This window comes from Actinomadura sp. NPDC048394, assembly GCF_040651755.1.
GTDB classification, from domain to species: Bacteria; Actinomycetota; Actinomycetes; order Streptosporangiales; family Streptosporangiaceae; genus Spirillospora; species Spirillospora montaniterrae.
In genome coordinates, this window is sequence record NZ_JBEZJL010000070.1 from 1 (window position 1) to 17,676 (window position 17,676).

Here is a 17,676-nt window from a genome sequence, read left to right on the forward strand (position 1 = left end):
CCGACCCTCTACCTATCTCGGGGAACGGCGCCCGGCGGTCTTCGGCAGACAACAGAGCCGGTGCCGGGCGGGCGCGCGGCCACTTCGGGGGCGGCCCGCGCTGTTCGGCCGCGCGCCCCTCTCCATCGTTCGTTCGCGTCAGGCGCCCGGGGTGAGGCCGGTGCCCATGCCCTTCATGAGCGAGGCGAAGTCGGTGACCTCGCTCGCCGGCGGCGCGGTGACCTGCACCGGCTTGCCGAAGTCGCGGTAGCTGGTGGTGATCGTCATGACGCCGGCGGCCGTCTGGCCGGTCTTCATCGTCATCTTGCGGGGCAGCTGCTGCCCGTCCACCCAGAGGTCGAAGTGCATGTCGCCGTTCATGCCGGACTTCGCCAGGTTCTTCTCGTACGCCTGGCGCTGGTCGGCGGGGAGCTTGGCGACCGCGTCCGCCATCCGGTAGGTGCCGGTGAAGTGCGTGGTCTGGACGCCGTTCACCGTCTCCTTGCCGACCTCGCGCGCGTCCTTGGACGCCGTGAGCATCTTGGTGTTCTGCACCGGGTCCATCTGCTGCGACTGCTGGAGCAGCTGGTCCATGTTCAGCCCGGACTTCGCGCCGACCTCGTCCAGCGACATCTTCACCCAGGTCTTCGCGGACGCGCCGCCGCCGAGCTGCGCCAGCTGCGGGATCTTCATGTAGATCGTGCGGTCGACCAGGACCTCCTTGATGCCGGCCATCGACTTGCCGCCGACCGACATGCTGTCGAAGTTCATGCTGAAGGCCAGGTCGGGCTTCGTCCGGTACTGCATCGTGCCGGACATGTTGATGTCGCCGGTGGCCGAGCCGGTCGACGTCATCGACATGTCGGCCTGGAAGGAGTCGATCTGGCCGGTCTTCTGCGCCGTCTTGCCGAGCACCTGCGCGGCGGTCAGCTTGATGTTCTTGCCGGCCTCGTCCACCTTGTTGCCGGCGTCGCCGAGACAGCCGGTCAGCGCGAGGGCGAGGCCGGCGGCGGCCGCCGTGCCCGCGGCGAAACGTCGGATCATGGGGGAATCTCCTCGGTCTGCGTCGTGATGCCCGGACGCTCGGACCGGACCCTGAATGAGACGCAGGGGAGACTAGCGGGGTTCAGTCTGTCCTGTGATGTCCGTGTGTGAGCTGTGCGTCAGTTTCCGCCCAGCAGGGACCCGAGCGACATGGTGCCGACCTGGTCGGACGGCGGCGGGTTCACCCCGAACGACTTGCCGTAGTCGCTGTAGAGCACCGTCACCGAGCCGTTGTCGCCCTGCTTGTCGGACGCCTTGGACACGAGCTTGCGCGGCAGGTTGTTCCCGTCCGTCCACAGGTCGAAGTTGATCTTGCCGTTGGCGTGGTCCTTCGGCAGCCAGCCGTCGACCTTGTCGCGGGTCTGGGCGTCGAGCCGGTTCAGCGCGTCCTGGACGGTGACCGTGCCGGCGTAGTGCACGGTCTTGACGCCGTCGACCGTCTCGGTGCCGACCCGGTGGGCGTCCTTGGAGCCGGTGAACATCTTGGTCTGCTCGGCCGGGTTGACCTTCTCGACCTGGTTCACGAGACTCTGCACGTCGAAGCCGGTGCGCTGGGACACCTGGTTCACGTCGATCTTCACCCACGGCTTGCCGCCGGTGACGAACTGCGCGAGCTGCGGCACCTTGGCGTACAGCGTGTTGTCGGTGAAGATCGCCTGGCCCTTGGCGCCCGGGACGGTCTGCCCGTTGTGGGTGACGTCGTCCAGCTGCGCGCTGAACTTCAGCGTCGGCTTGAGCCGGAACTGGCCCGTCGCGTGGATCTTCCCGGAGTCCGAGCCGGAGCCGGTGACGGTCAGGTCGGCCTTGAAGGTGTCCGACTGCGCCGTCTTCTGCGAGGACTTCAGCAGCGCCTCGTTGGCGCTCAGCTTCATGTTCGCGTTCGAGCCCGACCCGTCCCCGTTGCACCCGGACAGGAGGAGCGCGGCGCCCACGGCGGTGCCTCCGGCGGCCACTACCAGTCGTCGGTTCATGAGGATTCGGCCTCCCTTGTCGCCCTGCTGGTGTTCCCCAGTCTGTCGGGGCGCTAACGGCGCTACATCCCCCGGTGGTACGAACGGGTCCCACTGCGGTACGACCATCGGCGTACCCCGTCCATGGCCGAACGGACGTGTCCCAGAGCGCGCGCGGCGGGCGTTCCGGGAGGGTGTCAGCGGTAGGAGCCGAAGGTCATCGTGCCGTTGAACGTGCCGCCGGGCGCGTTCGCCGCCAGCCCGATCGTCGCCGGCCGGTCCTGCTTCTCCGAGGACAGTTCGAGCGAGACGCCGGCGTCGTCCGGGATCACCTTGCGGGCCTCGTCCGCGGCCTCCTTAGGCAGCAGGCCGTACACGCTGCCCATCAGCGCCTTCGCGAGGTAGTAGGTGCGGCCGTTCGCGTCCGGGCCGGTCACGACGTTGCCGGGCACGCTGCGAATGAGGTACGTGAACTGCCGCGGGTCCGACCCGGCCCGCAGCTTCTCCAACTGCGCGGCGCTCAGCTTGGACTTCGTCCACTTCTCGCCGTCGAACCCGGACAGCGTGGCGCCGCTGATGATCACCTTCTGGGTGATCTTGCTGAGCGTGCCGTCCTTCATCGTCTGCGTGACGCCGACCGCGTTCATCGAGAACGACGGCCACAGGCCGATCGTCGCCGTCTCGGTCGCCTGCTTGTAGTCGCCGCTCTTCCCGTACGACACCATCACGCTGGTCTTGCGGACGAACGACTTCAGCTCGGGGCCGGGCTTCGGCGACGGGTTCGCGGCGGTGCCGCCGGTCCCGGTCGTCCGCCCGCCCGGCGTGCCGGCGCCCGCACCGCCGGTCCCGGTGCCCGAGCCCGGCGCGCCGGACGCGGACGGCGTCACCGCGCCGGACGTCGCGCTGTTCGGGTTCGCCGGGTCCGCCTGCGCCATCTGCGCGCTCGGCGGCAGGTCGCCCGAGTCCTTCGACGCGATGACGCCCGTCTTCACCGCCATCAGGATCGCGGTGGGCACCACGGCCACGGCCGTGACGGCGGAGACGGCGATGATCCGGTCGGTTCGGCGCTTCACAGGGACGATTCAACACCAAGCACACCAACCGCAACAAAACAATCAGTCCAATAGAAATGTCCTGATGCGGTCGCGGGTTGCGGTATCCCGCAGGTCAGCGGCATTTCGTGACGCGGCGACGCGGCGCGGGGCCCTGCGCGCGACCGCGCCTCAGGCCCCGGCCAGGCGGTCGCGGAGCACCGCCTTGCGGATCTTGCCGGTGCCGGTGCGCGGCAGCGCGTCGACGTACTCGATGCGGCGCGGCGTCTTGAACCCGGCGAGCCTCGCCCGGCACGCGCCGATCAGCACCTCGTCCGCCGGCCGCGCGCCGTCCGCCACGATCACCGCGCACACCGACTGGCCCCAGCGCGGGTCCGGCAGCCCCACGACGGCGACCTCCCCGACGCCCGGGACCGTCCGCAGCACGTCCTCCACCTCCCGGGACGAGACGTTCTCGCCCCCGGTGACGATCACGTCCTTGAGGCGGTCGACCAGGTAGAGGTAGCCGTCCTCGTCGACGCGGCCGACGTCGCCGGTGCGGAACCAGTCCCCCGCGAACGCCTCGGCGGTGGCGTCCGGGTCGTCCCAGTAGCCGGGCGTCACCTGCGCGCCCCGCACGACGACCTCGCCGAGCGCCCCCGGCGGCACCGGCGCCCCGTCCTCGCCGATCACCCCGATTTCGACGCCCTCCGCGGGACGTCCCGCCGACGCCGCGAGCTCGGGCCTCGACGCGATGGCGGCCCGGTGGTCGTCCGGGGACAGGAACGTCGCGTTGCCGGACAGCTCCGTCATGCCGAAGCCCTGGTTGAGGTCGCAGCCGAGGATGTCGTGGACGCGGCGCAGCAGCGGAACCGGCATCGGCGCCGAACCGTACGAGACCACCCGCAGCGCGCCGCGCAGCACCGCCAGCGCGGCCGGGTCGTCCGCGAGGTGGGCGAGCAGGTCCTCCAGCATGGTCGGTGCCAGCGACACGTTCTTGACGCCGTGCCGCCGCGCCGCCTCCACCAGGTCCGCCGGACGGAACCGGCGCATCACCACAGCATGCCGCCCGAACAGGTGATGCAGCATCACCTGGTAACCCGCCACATGGCACAGCGGGAACGGCGTGCAGAACACGTCCCCCGGACGGACCGGACGCCCCGACGCCGACACACGCAGGCCCGCGAGCAGGCTCCCGTGCGTCAGCCGCACCCCCTTGGGACGGCCCGTCGTCCCGCTGGTGAACATCAGCCACGCGACCTCTTCCGCGCTTCCCCCTGCCCGGGCGGGCCGTGCCGGCGCGTCCCACGGCAGCTCGGTGATGGGGACGAGTGGTGGGTGCCCGGCGCCCAGCTCTCCCTCGCCGGCCAGCCGGTCGAGCAGGTCCGGCTCACCGAGGACGAGCGCCGCGCCGCTCCGCACGATCTGGTCGGCCCACTCCCGCGGATGCAGCCGCTGGTTGAGCGGCACAAGGACCCGGCCGTCCAGCGGGACCCCGTAATAGGCGGCCACGTACTCCAGCCGGTTGTGCGCAAGCAGCGCCACGCGCGCCCCCGGCGGGCACCGCTCGCTCAGGTAGGCGCTCAGCGCGTCCGTGTGCGCGCGCAGCTCCCGGAACGACCACGTCGTCCCGTCCACCGACAGCGCCGGAGCGTCGGGGGCGTCCTCCGCCGCCGCGTCGAGCACGTCGTAGAGCCGGTGGAGGTCCCCGCGCGGCGATCCGCCCATCACGCCCCTCTCCTCAAGATCCGGCGACGCAATCTACCGGCCGGGCCCGCCCGTCCGGCCCGCCGATGCCGCTCAGCGGAACGGCCCCGGAAAACGCGGCAGGGCGCCTCCAGAAGGAGACGCCCTGCCGTTTCGCCCGTTCAGCCGCGGGCCGGGAAGCCCGTGATCAGGCCTCGTCGAGCTCCGCGGTGAGGTTGCGGACCGCGTTCGGGTCGACGGGGATGCTCGGCCCCATCGACGTCGTCAGCGCGGCCTTCTTCACGTACCGGCCCTTCGCCGCGGACGGCTTGAGCCGCTGGATCTCCTCGACCGCCGCCGCGTAGTTCTCCACCAGCTGGCGCTCGTTGAACGACGCCTTGCCGATGATGAAGTGCAGGTTCGCGTGCCGGTCCACCCGGAACTCGATCTTGCCGCCCTTGATGTCGGTGACGGCCTTCGCCACGTCCATCGTCACCGTGCCGGTCTTCGGGTTCGGCATCAGGCCGCGCGGGCCGAGCACCCGGCCGAGGCGGCCGACCTTGCCCATCTGGTCCGGCGTCGCCACGACCGCGTCGAACTCCAGGAACCCGCCCTGGATCCGCTCGATCATGTCGTCCGACCCGACGAGGTCGGCGCCGGCCTCGCGGGCCTCCTCCGCCTTCGCACCGCCCGCGAACACCAGCACGCGGGCCGTCTTGCCGGTGCCGTGCGGCAGGTTGACGGTGCCGCGCACCATCTGGTCCGCCTTGCGCGGGTCGACGCCGAGCCGCAGCGCGACCTCGACGGTCGCGTCGAACTTGGTGACGGTGGTCTCCTTGGCCAGCTTGACGGCCTCGGCCGGGCTGTACAGCCGCTCCCGGTCGATCTTCTCGGCCGCCGCGCGGTAGCCCTTGCTGCGCTTCATGCTCGTTCCTCCAAGGAACTCGTGGTACGGGCCGCGCCCGGCCCTGCCACTGGGTGGTGAACTACTTGACCTCGATGCCCATCGACCGCGCGGTGCCCGCGACGATCTTCTCCGCGGCCGCCAGGTCCTTGGCGTTGAGGTCGGGCATCTTGGTCGTGGCGATCTCGCGGATCTGGTCCGCGGTGACCGAGCCGACCTTGGTCTTGTGCGGCTCGCCGCTGCCCTTCTCGACACCGGCGGCCTTCAGGATGAGCTGCGCGGCCGGCGGGGTCTTGGTGACGAACGTGAACGACCGGTCCTCGTAGATGGTGATCTCTACGGGGATGACGTTGCCGCGCTGGGACTCCGTGGCAGCGTTGTACTGCTTGCAGAAGTCCATGATGTTGACGCCGTGCGGGCCGAGCGCGGTACCCACCGGCGGCGCCGGGGTGGCCTGGCCGGCCTGCAGCTGCACCTTGACGAGTGCGGCGATCTTCTTCTTCGGAGGCATGTGAACCCCTATGTCCCGTTGATCGGTGGTTCCGACTCCCGGTCGCCCGGGCAACACGGCGGCGGGACGCGTCCGCCGTGTAGGAACCGCTTGGAAACTCGTGCCCCGCTCGCGCGGGGATGCGTCAGATCTTGGAGACCTGGTTGAAGCTGAGCTCCACCGGGGTCTCGCGGCCGAAGATCGAGACCAGCACCTTGAGCTTCTGCTGCTCGGCGTTGATCTCGTTGACGGTCGCGGGGAGGGTGGCGAACGGGCCGTCCATGACGGTGACCGACTCGCCGACCTCGAAGTCGACGGTGGCGGCGACCTTGGCCTGCTCCTTGGCCTTGGCGACGCCCTCCTCCGGCTCCGGCGCCAGCAGGTTGGCGACCTCGTCCAGGCTCAGCGGGGACGGCTTGTTCAGCAGGCCGACGAACCCGGTCACGCCCGGCGTGTTGCGGACCGCGGCCCACGACTCGTCGGTCAGCTCCATCCGGACGAGGATGTAGCCCGGCAGGACCTTCTCGTTGACCTTCTGCCGCTTGCCGCCCTTGATCTCGGTCACCTCGTGCTGGGGGACCTCGATCTGGAAGATGTAGTCCTCCATGTTGAGGGTCTGGGTGCGGGTCTCGATGTTGGTCTTGACCCGGTTCTCGTACCCCGCGTAGGAGTGCACGACGTACCAGTCGCCCGGCTGGAGGCGCAGCTGCATCTTGAAGTCGGCGTACGGGTCGGCGGGCGGCTCGGCCTCGGCCTCCTCGTCCGCCTCCTCCTCGCCGGCCTCCTCGTCCGCGCCCTCCTCGGCGGCGGGCACGTCCGCGGCCTCGGCGCCCTCGACGGCCTCGGCGAGGTCGGCGGCGTCCGCGGCGGCGTCGGGGGCGACGCCCTCGCCCTCGAGCTTCTCGTCCGCGGGCTCGGCCTCGCCGGCGGCGACGGCGGCCTCGGCCGCGTCCTCGGCGGGCTCGGCCGCCTGGCCGGCCGCAGCAGCCGCGGCGGACTGGGCCTCGTCAACGGCCTCGTCGTAGGGCGGCTGTGAGGGCTCGGACACGGTGACTCTCTCTCCGGACGGTCTGCGGTGATGGATTTACGGTGCTGGCTTGCGGGTGGTGCGGCCGGGCCGGGCGGCGGTGGCCGCGCGGCGGGTCGGGCTCAGCCGAAGATCTCGTAGATCCCCTTCTGCAGGCCGTAGTCGAACCCGGACACGATCGCGACCATGATCAGCACGAACACCAGCGACACGGTGGTGTAGGTGACGAGTTCGCGGCGGGTCGGCCAGATGACCTTGCGCAGCTCGGCGATGACCTGGCGCACGAACAGCGCCGGGGTGGTCCGCCTGGGGGCGGGCTTCCCCTTGCCTTCGTCCTTGGCCGCGGCCTCGCCGCGCGTCTCAGTCGCCATTGCCGCCGTTCACCTCATAGGTCGTGTTCCAACCACCCAGTGGTTGTCGCGCGGACCCGCGCCGCGGGACGCCACGGCGGGCGCCGTGGCGCGGCCGGCACCGGTGCGCGCACCGCACCTCGCAGGGCAGGAGGGACTCGAACCCCCAACCGCCGGTTTTGGAGACCGGAGCTCTACCAATTGAGCCACTGCCCTTCATTCTCCGGTTAAGGAGAACACCCGGCCGCGGGACCGGGTCGGTGCCGTGCCCCAGCTTACGACCTCTTGGGGATGCCCGTGTGCGGACAGGGTCGTATACCGGTGACGCGTCACTAGGGAGGTGAGTCTACGTCGCCGAGCGCCCCGCGTCGAACCGGACGGCGCGCGGTCCCCCGCGCCCGCGGCGAACCCCGTGCCACCGGCCCGGATATATCGCTCGGGTCACGGCCTCGCTTCTGTAACGATAGGGATATGAGCATCGACCGTCCTCGCATCTCCAAGCGCATCGCCGCGATATCCGAGTCCGCAACGCTGGCCGTGGACGCCAAGGCCAAGGCCCTGAAGGCGGCGGGCCGCCCGGTCATCGGCTTCGGCGCGGGCGAGCCCGACTTCCCGACGCCGGACTACATCGTCGAGGCGGCGGTGACCGCCTGCCGGGTGCCGCGCTTCCACAAGTACACGCCGGCGGGCGGACTGCCGGAGCTGCGCGCCGCCATCGCCGAGAAGACCGAGCGGGACTCCGGCTACAAGGTCGAGGCGTCGCAGGTCCTGGTGACCAACGGCGGCAAGCAGGCGGTGTACGAGGCGTTCGCGGCGCTGCTGGACCCGGGCGACGAGGTGCTCGTCCCGACCCCGTACTGGACGACCTACCCCGAGTCGATCAAGCTGGCGGGCGGCGTGCCGGTGGACGTGGTCGCCGACGAGACCACCGGCTACAAGGTGAGCGTCGAGCAGCTGGAGGCGGCCCGCACCGACCGGACGAAGGTGCTGCTGTTCGTCTCCCCGTCCAACCCGACGGGCGCGGTCTACTCGCGCGACGAGATCGAGGCGATCGGCCGCTGGGCGGACGAGCACGGCCTCTGGGTCATCACCGACGAGATCTACGAGCACCTCGTGTACGGGGACGCCGAGTTCCACTCGATGCCCGTCGTGGTGCCGGAGCTGGCCGACCGCACCCTGGTGCTGAACGGCGTGGCGAAGACGTACGCGATGACGGGCTGGCGGGTGGGCTGGCTGATCGGCCCCGCGGACGTGGTGAAGGCCGCCGCGAACATGCAGTCGCACGCGACGTCGAACGTGGCGAACGTCTCCCAGGCCGCGGCGCTCGCCGCGGTGACCGGCGACCTGTCGGCGGTCGCGGAGATGCGCAAGGCGTTCGACCGGCGCCGCCAGACGATCGTGAAGATGCTGAACGAGATCCCCGGCATCGTGTGCCCGGAGCCGGAGGGCGCGTTCTACGCCTACCCGTCGGTGAAGGCGCTGCTCGGCAAGGAGATCCGCGGCAAGCGCCCGGAGACGTCGGTGGAGCTGGCGTCGCTGATCCTGGAGGAGGCCGAGGTCGCGCTGGTGCCCGGCGAGGCGTTCGGCACCCCCGGCTACTTCCGCCTCTCCTACGCCCTGGGCGACGACGACCTCGTCGAAGGCGTCTCCCGCGTGGCCAAGCTCCTCAACGAGGCAAGCTGAGGCTCGAATGAGAAGGGCCCCGAGGCGAATGCCTCGGGGCCCTTCTCATTCAGGACGCTCCGGCGGGGAGTGTCCTGGCGGCCCCTCTCCGCCATTCGAGGACGTCCCCGCCGGAGCGTGGTCTAGGGGCGCACGCCTTCGGCGATGCGCATGAGCTGGCCCTTCGCGGTGCCGGCGGCGGTGACGGTGACGCCGGTGCCGGGCTTGGCGATCCAGGAGACCTGGCGGCCGGAGCCGGGGCGGTCGCCGGTGAGCGCGGGCATGCCGCGGACGGTGGTGCGGGTCGGGACGCCGCCGACGGGGGCGAGGTCGGTGAGGCCGACGCCGCTGCCCTTGACGAGGGCGATCTGCACCCAGCCGTCCGTCCCGCCCCATTTGCAGGTGGTGGTGCGGCGCTTGGCGTCGCCGGTGACCGTGCAGGGGCCGGCGGAGGTGAGGCCGCCCGGCAGGTACGTGACCCACGCCGGGAGCTTCACGGTGGCGCCGGGGCCGCCGGGCCGCCCGCCTCCCCCGCCGGCGTCGCCGCCGGACCGCGGGTGCGCGGACGGCTTCGGCGTGGATCCCGCCTCGGGCCTCCCCTCTGGCGACGGGGACGCGGGGAGGCCCGAGGCGGGCCGCCGTTCCGGCTGCTCGAGGATCGCCGGTCCGCCCGAGGGGCGGGAGGTGGCGGAGTCTCCGGCAGGTGTGGCCCGGAACGACTGGTAGGTGGGCACCAGTGCGAGCGCGGCGACGGACGCGGCGGCGACGCCGACGGTGGCGCGGATCCGGTTCGCGCGGCGCCGGTGGCGGCGCCGCACGTCGGCCACGAGCGAGGGCGGCGCGGCCGTCCCGGCCACCTGCTCGGCCATGGCCGCGCGGAGTTCGCTCTCCAGGTCCATCGTTCAGCTCCCCATTGGCGCCAGGTTCGCGCCGAGTCGCTCCCGGAGTCTGGCGAGCCCCCGGGAGGCCTGGCTCTTGACGGTGCCGACGGAGCAGCCGAGCACCTGTGCGGTCTCCGCCTCCGAGAGGTCCTCCCAGAAGCGCAGCACGAGCACCGCCCGCTGCCGGGCGCCGAGCCTGCGCAGTTCGTCCATGAGCGTCCCCCTCAGCTCGACGGCGTGGGTGCCCGCGAGCGTCGGCGTCTCGGGCGGCCTCGCCATGTGGATCTCCCGCAGCACCTTCCAGCGCCGGGACCGGCTGATCACCAGGTTGACCAGGATCCGGCGCACGTAGGGCTCGGGGTCGGTGTCGGCGTCCAGCCGGCCCCAGTGCCGGTACGCCTTCTCCAGCGCGGTCTGCAGGATGTCCTCGGCGTCCTGCCGGGCACCGCACATCAGCGAGGCGGTGCGCAGCAGGGCATCGCCGCGTTCCGCCACGAACTCAACGAACGACTCGTCGTCTCGACGCCCCACTGTGCTCCGTCCGGGTGGAGGGGATCCCGCGTCCTGGGCGGACGGCCCCGCGCCTGGCCGTCCGCCCGGGTCCTTGCCGCTACTGCGCCTGCCGCAGGGCGGTGGCGACGTCCTTCGGCCCGCCGGCGAGGACGGGGCTGCCGTTCACGAACAGCGAGAAGCCGTTCGGGTCGAACACCAGGACCCCGCCGCCGCGCGGCCCCTGGTAGGCGGCGAAGCCGTCGACGGTGAGCGGGGTGCCGCCCTCGGGCAGCTTCAGAGCCTGCCGGAGCTGATTCTGCGTCATCCCGGCGGGGGTCTTCAGCGTTTCGACGGTGAGCCACTGGCCGGCCTTGCCGGTCCACTTCTGCGTGACGGCGCAGATGTTCAGCTTCTTGAGGTCGGCGGTGCCGGGGGTCGCGGCGCTGTACTTGAGGCCCTTGGCGAGCATGACGGTCTTCTCGACGGGCCCGCCGATCTTCACGGCGGGGGCGAGGGTGCGGCAGTCGAGCGCGGGCACGGCGGGCACGGCGGGCTTGCCGGGGACGCGCGCGGACGGCTTGGTGCTCGGCACGCCGCCCTTGGGCAGCGGCTTGGCGGACGGCGCGCAGGCCGGCAGGTCCGGCCGGCCGGACGGGAGCGAGGTCGGCTGGGCGCCGGGGGCGACGACGCCGGGGACGCCGGGGTTCGGGACGCTGACCGTGGGCTTGGCGGCCTCGGCCTTCTTCTTGGCGGTCTCGGCGTCCTTGCGGAGCTTCTCCGTCCCGGGCACCTTGCCCTCGGGCAGCTTCCCGGTCTGCGGCAGGCCGGCGGTCGGCACGTCGCCCGGCTTGGGCAGGGCGCCGGTCTTCGGGAGCTCGCCGGTCTTCGGGAGCTTGCCGGTCTTCGGCGGCTGCGCCGGCAGGCAGGTCGGCACGGTCTTCGGCGCGGCGTCGACGACCCGGTGCGCGGCCGGCAGCTTCGAGTCGCCGGACTGGAGGCCCGCGTCCTGGTGGGAGCCGGTCATGGCCCACGTGGCGCCGCCGCCCACGGCCACGGTCCCGATGGCGCCCGCCGCGATCAGTGCGGCCTTCAGCGTGATCATCGTCTGTGTCCCTCTCTGCCCGTCCGGTTGTTCTCCTCTTGCGCCCCTCGTATACGCGCGACCACGGAACGGGGTTGCACGCGGTTCCCAAGTTTTTTCGGTGATGTCCACGGGCGGGGATGGCCGCCGGGTGCCATGCGGGGTAGTCCGGTGTGATGATCCTGGTGGGGCGGGGGTTCAGCGGGACGCGCGATCCGGCAACATTGGTCCATGGAGGCCCGTACCGTGTCACCCCGCCCGGCCCAGGACCGTCCCGCGCGAGCGGACGGGGAGCCGGCCCGCACCGAGCCCGCCGCCGCGCGGCCCGGCTCCGACCGTCCGGACGTGGCCCTGCTCCCGAAGGCGCACCTGCATCTGCACTTCACCGGGTCGATGCGGCATTCGACGCTGGTGGAGCTGGCCGCCGAGCACGGCGTCCACCTGCCGGACGCCCTGGTGGAGGACTGGCCGCCGAAGCTGCGCGCGACCGACGAGCGCGGCTGGTTCCGGTTCCAGCGGCTGTACGACATCGCCCGTTCCGTCCTGCGGACACCCGACGACCTGCGGCGGCTGCTGCGCGAGACGGCGGAGGACGAGGCGGCCGAGGGGTCGGGCTGGCTGGAGATCCAGGTGGATCCGAGCGGCTACGCGGCGAAGTTCGGCGGGCTGACGCCGACCGTCGAGCTGGTGCTGGACGCGGCGCGGGAGGCCGGCGAGGCGGCGGGCGTCGGGATCGGCGTGGTGATCGCCGCGAACCGGACCCGGCATCCCCTGGACGCGAAGACGCTCGCGCGGCTGGCCGTCCGCTACACCGGGCAAGGCGTCGTCGGGTTCGGGCTGTCGAACGACGAGCGGCGCGGCCGGGCCTACGACTTCGAGGGGGCGTTCCGGATCGCCAAGCGGGGCGGGCTGCTGTCGGACCCGCACGGCGGCGAGCTGCTCGGCCCGGCGAGCGTCCGGGAGTGCCTGGAGACCCTCGACGCCGACCGGATCGGACACGGCGTGCGGGCGGTCGAGGATCCCCGGCTGCTGTCGCGGATCGTGGACCGGGGCGTGACGCTGGAAGTGTGCCCGGCGTCGAACGTGAGCCTGGGGGTGGCGGCGCGACCGGAGGACGTCCCGGTACGGCGGCTGTTCGACGCGGGCGCGTCGATCGCGCTGGGCGCGGACGACCCGCTGCTGTTCGGGTCGCGGCTGGCCCGCCAGTACGACATCGTCCGCGACGTCCACGGCTTCTCCGACGCCGAACTGGCGGAACTGGCGCGCCAGTCGGTACGCGCCTCGGCCGCCCCCGAAGACGTCCGCAAGCACCTCCTCGACGGCATCAACGCCTGGTCGCGTTGATTTGCATTGCCCTCGGCGTCAGGCGCTAGGGCGCCTTCCTTCCACGGGCAATGCATGCGATCGCTGTGTTGACTGCACCGCCCTTGGCAGTCGGGCGCTGGGCGCCCTCCCTTCGGCGGGCAATGCGTGCGATCGCTGCATCGCTCCGGCTCGGCCCTGGGGGCCTCGCTGCGCGATCAAGTTCTCGCTTCGCTCGAACTTGGCTTCGCACGCGATCGCGACGGTTCCGCTCGGAGCGGGGCTGAGGTCACGGGCTGGGCTCGCGAGCCAGGCGTCGCGGGGCAGGCGTCGCGGGGCTGGGCTCGCGCCGGGCTCGCGGGCTGGGGTCGGCGGCTGGAGTCGCGGGCTGGAGTCGCGGGCCGGGGTCGCGGTGCGGGCTCGCGGGCTGGAGTCGGGGGGTGGGGTCGCGGGCCGGGGGCGCGGGCCGGGGGCGCAGGGCTGGAGTCGCGGGGCTGGAGTCGCCGGACGGGGTCGCGGGGCTGGAGTCGCCGGAAGTGGTCGCAAGGCTGGCGTCGCGGGGCGGGGTCGCGGGGCGGGGTCGCGGGCCGGGGTCGCGGGCCGGGGTCGCGGGCTGGGGTCGCCGGGAGGTGGGGTGCGGCGGGGCGTCCGCTGGGGGGACGGCCCGCCGCGGCGGCGTGGTCAGGCGGGCGACTCGGCGGGCTCGGGGGTTCTGGTGGGGGCCTGCTCGGCGGTGACCGGGAGGTGGGCGGGGATCAGGAGGGCGGCGACGGCTCCGGCGCCGATGGCGGCGACGCCGAGCCATAGGGCGGGCTGGAGGCCGTCGGTGAACGCCTGCGGGCTGGTGAAGTCGCCCCGCGCGGCGAAGACGGCGCCGAGGACCGCGATGCCGAGGACGGTGCCGAGCTGGCGCAGCGAGTTGCTCACGCCGGACGCGACGCCGGACAGCTCCGGCGGCGCGAACCCGAGGACGGCGCGGGCGAGCGGCGGGAAGAACAGCGCCATCCCGACGCCCGCGAGGACGAACGCGGGCACCATCGCGGCGTAGCTCACGGTCGGCGAGAGGACGGCGGCGAGCCAGGCCAGGCCGGCGGTCTGGAACGCGAGCCCGATCGCGAGGACGTACCGGATGCCGAGGCGGGCGATGAGCGGCGGGGTGAGCGGGGCGATGAGCAGCGGCATGCCGGTCCAGGGCAGGGAGCGGACGCCGGCGCCGAGCGGGCTCATGTGCTGGACGCCCTGCATGAACTGGATGAGCAGGAACGTCGCGCCGAACATGCCGAACGACATGACGAGGGACAGGCCGTTGACGATGCTGAAGCCGCGGCTGCGGAACATCCGCAGGGGCAGCATCGGTTCGGCGGTGCGGGCCTCGTAGGCGACGAAGGCGATCACGAGGACGGCGCCGGCGATGAGCGCGCCGAGGACCTGGGCGCTCGTCCAGCCGTGCTCGTTGGCGCGGACGAGGCCGAGGACGAGCCCGAGGACGCCGCCCGCGATGAGCACGGTGCCGGTGAGGTCGAGGCGCTTGGCGGCGCCGCGGCTCTCGGTGAGGAACCCGGGCGCGAGGGCGAGCAGCACGGCGCCGACGGGCACGTTGATCCAGAAGATCCACTGCCAGGTGGCGGCCTGGGTGACGGCGCCGCCGAGGACGGGGCCGAGCGCGACGCCGAGGCCGCTCATCATGCTCCAGGCGGCGAGCGCGACGCCGCGCCGGGCGGGCGGCACGGCGGCGGCGAGGAGGGTGAGGGTGAGCGGCATGACGATCGCGCCGCCGGCGCCCTGGACGGCGCGCGCGGCGATCAGCGTGCCGATGTTCGGGGCGAGCGCGGCGGCGGCGGACGCGCCGGTGAAGACGGCGAGGCCGCCGATGAACATCCGGCGGCGTCCCCACCGGTCGGCGATCGCGGCGGCGGGCAGCAGCAGGACGGCGAAGGTGAGCGTGTAGGCGTTGACCGTCCATTCGAGGCCTTCGAGGCCGGTGCCGAGGTCGGTGCGGATGTCGGGGAGCGCGTTGGTGACGATGAGGTTGTCGAGCGCCACCATGAACAGCGCGACGCCGGTGACGATGAAGGTCCGGACGGGATGCGGCTTCTTCATTAGTTATCACTCACTAACTTAGAGGGGTAAAAAAAAATGGGCGGTCGCCGGACGGCCGCCGTTCACGGGCCGTCCGGGTTCTCCTCCTCCTTCGCGGGGCGGGGGCGGGAGTCGTCGAGGTCGAAGCCGCCGGGATCGGTGCCGCGCAGGCCCTCCGCCCAGGCGTCCAGCGACGCGCCCAGCTCGTCGCCGGGGGTGTGCGGGACCTTGAACGCGGTCAGCACGTTCACCAGCGTGCCCACCGCCATGAACCGCACGACCTCCTCCGGCGGGGCGCCGCTCAGGTCGCCGATCAGCCGGAAGAGCCGCGCCCACCGGTGGTGGCCGAGCCGGGCCAGCTCGTCCTCGCCGACCGCGGCACCGTAGATCTTGAGCTGGAAGCGCAGCAGCGTCGGGTCCTCGCGCAGGAGGCGGCGGTAGGCGTCGGCCATGGCGACCATCGCCTCCTTGCCGTGCAGGCCGCCCGCCGCGTCCCGCAGCACGGTCTCGATGTCGGCGAAGCAGCGGTCGGCGGCGGCGAGGAACAGGGCGCGCTTGGTCGGGAACAGCCGGAACATGTAGGGCTGCGAGACGCCGACGCGCTCGGCGATGGCCGCGGTGGACGTGCCCTCGTAGCCGCCGCTCGCGAACTCGGCCATCGCGGCCTTGATCGCCATCTCGCGGCGCTCGCCGGCGCTCATCCGGGGGCTCATGGGTCGAAAGTTAGTGGCTGATCACTAACTTCGTCAAGGCCCGGCGGCGGGCCGCCGCGCGCGATCCCGCCGCCCACCGGCTCAGCCGACGACGCCCTCGACCAGGAGCAGGACGCCGAACACCGCGAACCCCGCCGCCGCGCCGTACTTGATGACCCGCTCGGGCAGCCGCTTGCCCAGCATCTGCCCGACCACGATCGCCAGCGCGTCCGCCGCGACCATCCCGACCGTCGAGCCGAGCCAGATGCCGGTCAGCCCGAGGAACCCGCCGTGGTCGGCGGCGAGGGTGATCGTCGCGAGCATCGTCTTGTCGCCCAGCTCGGCCAGGAAGAACGCCGTGCCGACGGCGAGGATCGCCGAGCCGCGCGCCTTGCGGGCCTTGTCGCGCTCCTCGTCGTCCAGCTCGTCGCCGCGCAGCGTCCACAGCGCGAAGCCGAGGAACGCCAGCCCCGCGAGGACCGAGATCGGACGGGTCGGCAGCGCGGCGCCGAGCACCGCGCCGACCACCACGCTCGCCAGGTGCACCAGCGCGGTCGCGGCGGTGATGCCGATCAGCACGGGCATCGCGCGGAAGCGCGTCGCGAAGGTCATGGCCATGAGCTGGCTCTTGTCGCCGAGCTCCGCGACGAAGATCACGGCCAGGCTGATGATGAATGCGGTGACCACCGGGTCCCTCTCGCTCGGATGCCGGGCGGAGGGCGGGGGGAGCCGTTTCGGGCGCGCGACCTCGACCCGGCATGACTGCCGGGCCGAAGGTCTCGTCCGCCTCCTGCGGAGGCCCGCGCGACCGGGCGCCGTCCGCGGCGCCAGCATGTCGATCACGCGATTGGGACTACTCCCCCTCGACGTGTCGCAGGCTATCAACCCCCGCCCCCGGCACGTCAAAGCGCCCGGGCTAGAGGGTGACGCCGATCATGACGGGTTCGTTGACCAGGTCGACGCCGAAGGCGGCGTGGACGCCGGCGCGGACCTCGCGGGCCAGCGCCAGCAGGTCCTCGGTGGACGCGCCGCCGGGATTCGTCAGGGCGAGCGTGTGCTTGGTGGAGATCCGCACCGGGCCGCGCGCGTGGCCCTTCGCGAAGCCCGCCTTGTCGATCAGCCAGGCGGCGGACGTCTTGGTCCGCCCGTCCGGCTCCGGGTAGCGGGGGAACGCCGCGTCCGGGCCGAGCCGCTCGGCGACCCGGCGCTCCAGGCCGGCGAGCTGATCCGGGGTGAGGATCGGGTTGGTGAAGAACGACCCGGCGCTGCGCGAGTCCGGGTCGGCGGCGTCCAGCACCATGCCCTTGCCGCGCCGCAGCTCCAGGACGGCGTCGCGCGCCTCCTTCAGCGAGACGCGCTCGCCCGGCTTCACGCCGAGGCGCTTCGCCAGCTCGGCGTACTTGATCGGCTGCGACTCCTCCGCCTCGCGGAGCGCGTACGTCACGTCCAGGACGACGTACCGGTCGTTGCCCTTGAAGACGCTGTGCCGGTAGGTGAAGCGGCACGCGTCGCGGTCGAGGGTGACACACGCGCGCGCCTGACGGTCGTACGCGCGGACTTCCACGATCGTCTCGCTGACGTCCTGCCCGTACGCGCCGACGTTCTGGATCGGCGTCGCGCCGACCCGTCCCGGGATTCCGGACAGGCATTCGACGCCCGCGAGGCCGTCCGACACGCAGCGCGCGACGAACGGGTCCCAGTCCTCACCGGCCCGCACCCGGACCAGGACGGTGTCGCCCTCGCCGGCGGTGCGCTCGACGCCGCGCGCCCCGACGTGCACGACGGTCCCGGGGAACCCGGCGTCCGCCACCACGAGGTTGCTGCCGCCGCCGAGCACCAGCACCGGCTCGCCCGCGTCGTCGGCCTTGCGGACCGCCGCGACCAGCTCGGCCTCCGACGTCGCCTCGACGAAGCGCCGCGCCGGCCCGCCCAGCCGCAGCGTGGTGTACCCGGCCAGGTTCACCTCTTCCGCGAACACCGCCACAGCCCTGTTCCTCCCCGAACGTGCACGTCCGCACCGGCCGGA

General features: G+C 72.4%; 17 protein-coding genes and 1 tRNA gene. 2 read left to right on the forward strand and 16 right to left on the reverse strand.

The window, feature by feature from the left end; all coding sequences use genetic code 11:
* Nucleotides 1-138 precede the first annotated feature (138 nt).
* The 9 genes from AB0C78_RS37850 to AB0C78_RS37890 form a co-directional block, all read right to left on the reverse strand.
* A complete protein-coding gene (locus tag AB0C78_RS37850; protein WP_360757806.1) occupies nucleotides 139-1,023 on the reverse strand; it encodes a hypothetical protein in 885 nt (294 codons plus the stop codon).
* Between the two features lie 119 nt (nucleotides 1,024-1,142).
* Nucleotides 1,143-1,994, reverse strand: coding sequence for a hypothetical protein (locus tag AB0C78_RS37855; protein WP_360757808.1), 852 nt, complete (start codon nucleotides 1,992-1,994; stop codon nucleotides 1,143-1,145).
* Between the two features lie 176 nt (nucleotides 1,995-2,170).
* On the reverse strand, nucleotides 2,171-3,046 hold the full coding sequence (locus AB0C78_RS37860; RefSeq protein WP_360757810.1) for a hypothetical protein: 876 nt from the start codon (nucleotides 3,044-3,046) through the stop codon (nucleotides 2,171-2,173).
* Nucleotides 3,047-3,196: 150 nt separating this feature from the next.
* Nucleotides 3,197-4,732 carry an AMP-binding protein gene (locus tag AB0C78_RS37865; RefSeq protein WP_360757813.1) on the reverse strand — a complete coding sequence of 512 codons (1,536 nt, stop codon included), beginning with the start codon at nucleotides 4,730-4,732 and terminating at the stop codon, nucleotides 3,197-3,199.
* Between the two features lie 166 nt (nucleotides 4,733-4,898).
* Complete coding sequence (gene rplA / locus AB0C78_RS37870; protein WP_151540402.1) at nucleotides 4,899-5,615, reverse strand: 50S ribosomal protein L1; 717 nt, start codon at nucleotides 5,613-5,615, stop codon at nucleotides 4,899-4,901.
* A gap of 61 nt (nucleotides 5,616-5,676) precedes the next feature.
* Complete coding sequence (gene rplK, locus AB0C78_RS37875) at nucleotides 5,677-6,105, reverse strand: 50S ribosomal protein L11 (RefSeq protein ID WP_151540403.1); 429 nt, start codon at nucleotides 6,103-6,105, stop codon at nucleotides 5,677-5,679.
* A gap of 124 nt (nucleotides 6,106-6,229) precedes the next feature.
* Nucleotides 6,230-7,132: a transcription termination/antitermination protein NusG gene (gene nusG, locus AB0C78_RS37880; protein WP_360757817.1), complete on the reverse strand. Its 903-nt coding sequence runs from the start codon at nucleotides 7,130-7,132 to the stop codon at nucleotides 6,230-6,232.
* 101 nt (nucleotides 7,133-7,233) lie between these two features.
* The gene (gene secE, locus AB0C78_RS37885; protein ID WP_151540404.1) at nucleotides 7,234-7,482 is read right to left on the reverse strand and encodes a preprotein translocase subunit SecE; all 249 of its coding nucleotides are present in this window, start codon (nucleotides 7,480-7,482) and stop codon (nucleotides 7,234-7,236) included.
* 122 nt (nucleotides 7,483-7,604) lie between these two features.
* A tRNA-Trp gene (locus AB0C78_RS37890) sits at nucleotides 7,605-7,677 on the reverse strand.
* Between the two features lie 255 nt (nucleotides 7,678-7,932).
* Between AB0C78_RS37890 and AB0C78_RS37895 the strand changes: the two genes are divergently transcribed.
* Nucleotides 7,933-9,144 (forward strand): pyridoxal phosphate-dependent aminotransferase, encoded by a 1,212-nt coding sequence (locus tag AB0C78_RS37895; RefSeq protein ID WP_360757822.1) that lies wholly within the window; start codon nucleotides 7,933-7,935, stop codon nucleotides 9,142-9,144.
* A 122-nt stretch (nucleotides 9,145-9,266) separates the two neighbouring features.
* Here the strand turns inward: AB0C78_RS37895 and AB0C78_RS37900 are convergent, their stop codons facing one another.
* The 3 genes from AB0C78_RS37900 to AB0C78_RS37910 all read right to left on the reverse strand — a co-directional run bounded on the left by AB0C78_RS37900 (nucleotide 9,267) and on the right by AB0C78_RS37910 (nucleotide 11,598).
* A complete protein-coding gene (locus tag AB0C78_RS37900) occupies nucleotides 9,267-10,022 on the reverse strand; it encodes a hypothetical protein (protein ID WP_360757824.1) in 756 nt (251 codons plus the stop codon).
* Nucleotides 10,023-10,025: 3 nt separating this feature from the next.
* The gene (locus tag AB0C78_RS37905; protein WP_360757826.1) at nucleotides 10,026-10,535 is read right to left on the reverse strand and encodes a SigE family RNA polymerase sigma factor; all 510 of its coding nucleotides are present in this window, start codon (nucleotides 10,533-10,535) and stop codon (nucleotides 10,026-10,028) included.
* Between the two features lie 79 nt (nucleotides 10,536-10,614).
* Nucleotides 10,615-11,598, reverse strand: a complete 984-nt coding sequence (locus AB0C78_RS37910) for a hypothetical protein (RefSeq protein WP_360757828.1) — start codon at nucleotides 11,596-11,598, stop codon at nucleotides 10,615-10,617.
* Nucleotides 11,599-11,808: 210 nt separating this feature from the next.
* Here AB0C78_RS37910 and AB0C78_RS37915 point away from each other — a divergent pair, with 210 nt between their 5' ends.
* Entirely contained in the window at nucleotides 11,809-12,921 is a 1,113-nt protein-coding gene (locus tag AB0C78_RS37915; protein ID WP_360757830.1) for an adenosine deaminase, read from the forward strand.
* A 639-nt stretch (nucleotides 12,922-13,560) separates the two neighbouring features.
* On the opposite strand, the gene AB0C78_RS37920 is transcribed toward AB0C78_RS37915, so the two are convergent.
* The 4 genes from AB0C78_RS37920 to AB0C78_RS37935 form a co-directional block, all read right to left on the reverse strand.
* A complete protein-coding gene (locus tag AB0C78_RS37920) occupies nucleotides 13,561-14,979 on the reverse strand; it encodes an MFS transporter (protein ID WP_360757832.1) in 1,419 nt (472 codons plus the stop codon).
* A 62-nt stretch (nucleotides 14,980-15,041) separates the two neighbouring features.
* A complete protein-coding gene (locus AB0C78_RS37925) occupies nucleotides 15,042-15,671 on the reverse strand; it encodes a TetR/AcrR family transcriptional regulator (protein WP_360757834.1) in 630 nt (209 codons plus the stop codon).
* Between the two features lie 81 nt (nucleotides 15,672-15,752).
* Nucleotides 15,753-16,337, reverse strand: coding sequence for a TMEM165/GDT1 family protein (locus AB0C78_RS37930; RefSeq protein ID WP_151540412.1), 585 nt, complete (start codon nucleotides 16,335-16,337; stop codon nucleotides 15,753-15,755).
* A gap of 229 nt (nucleotides 16,338-16,566) precedes the next feature.
* Entirely contained in the window at nucleotides 16,567-17,634 is a 1,068-nt protein-coding gene (locus tag AB0C78_RS37935) for a UDP-N-acetylmuramate dehydrogenase (protein WP_360757836.1), read from the reverse strand.
* Nucleotides 17,635-17,676: the final 42 nt, after the last annotated feature.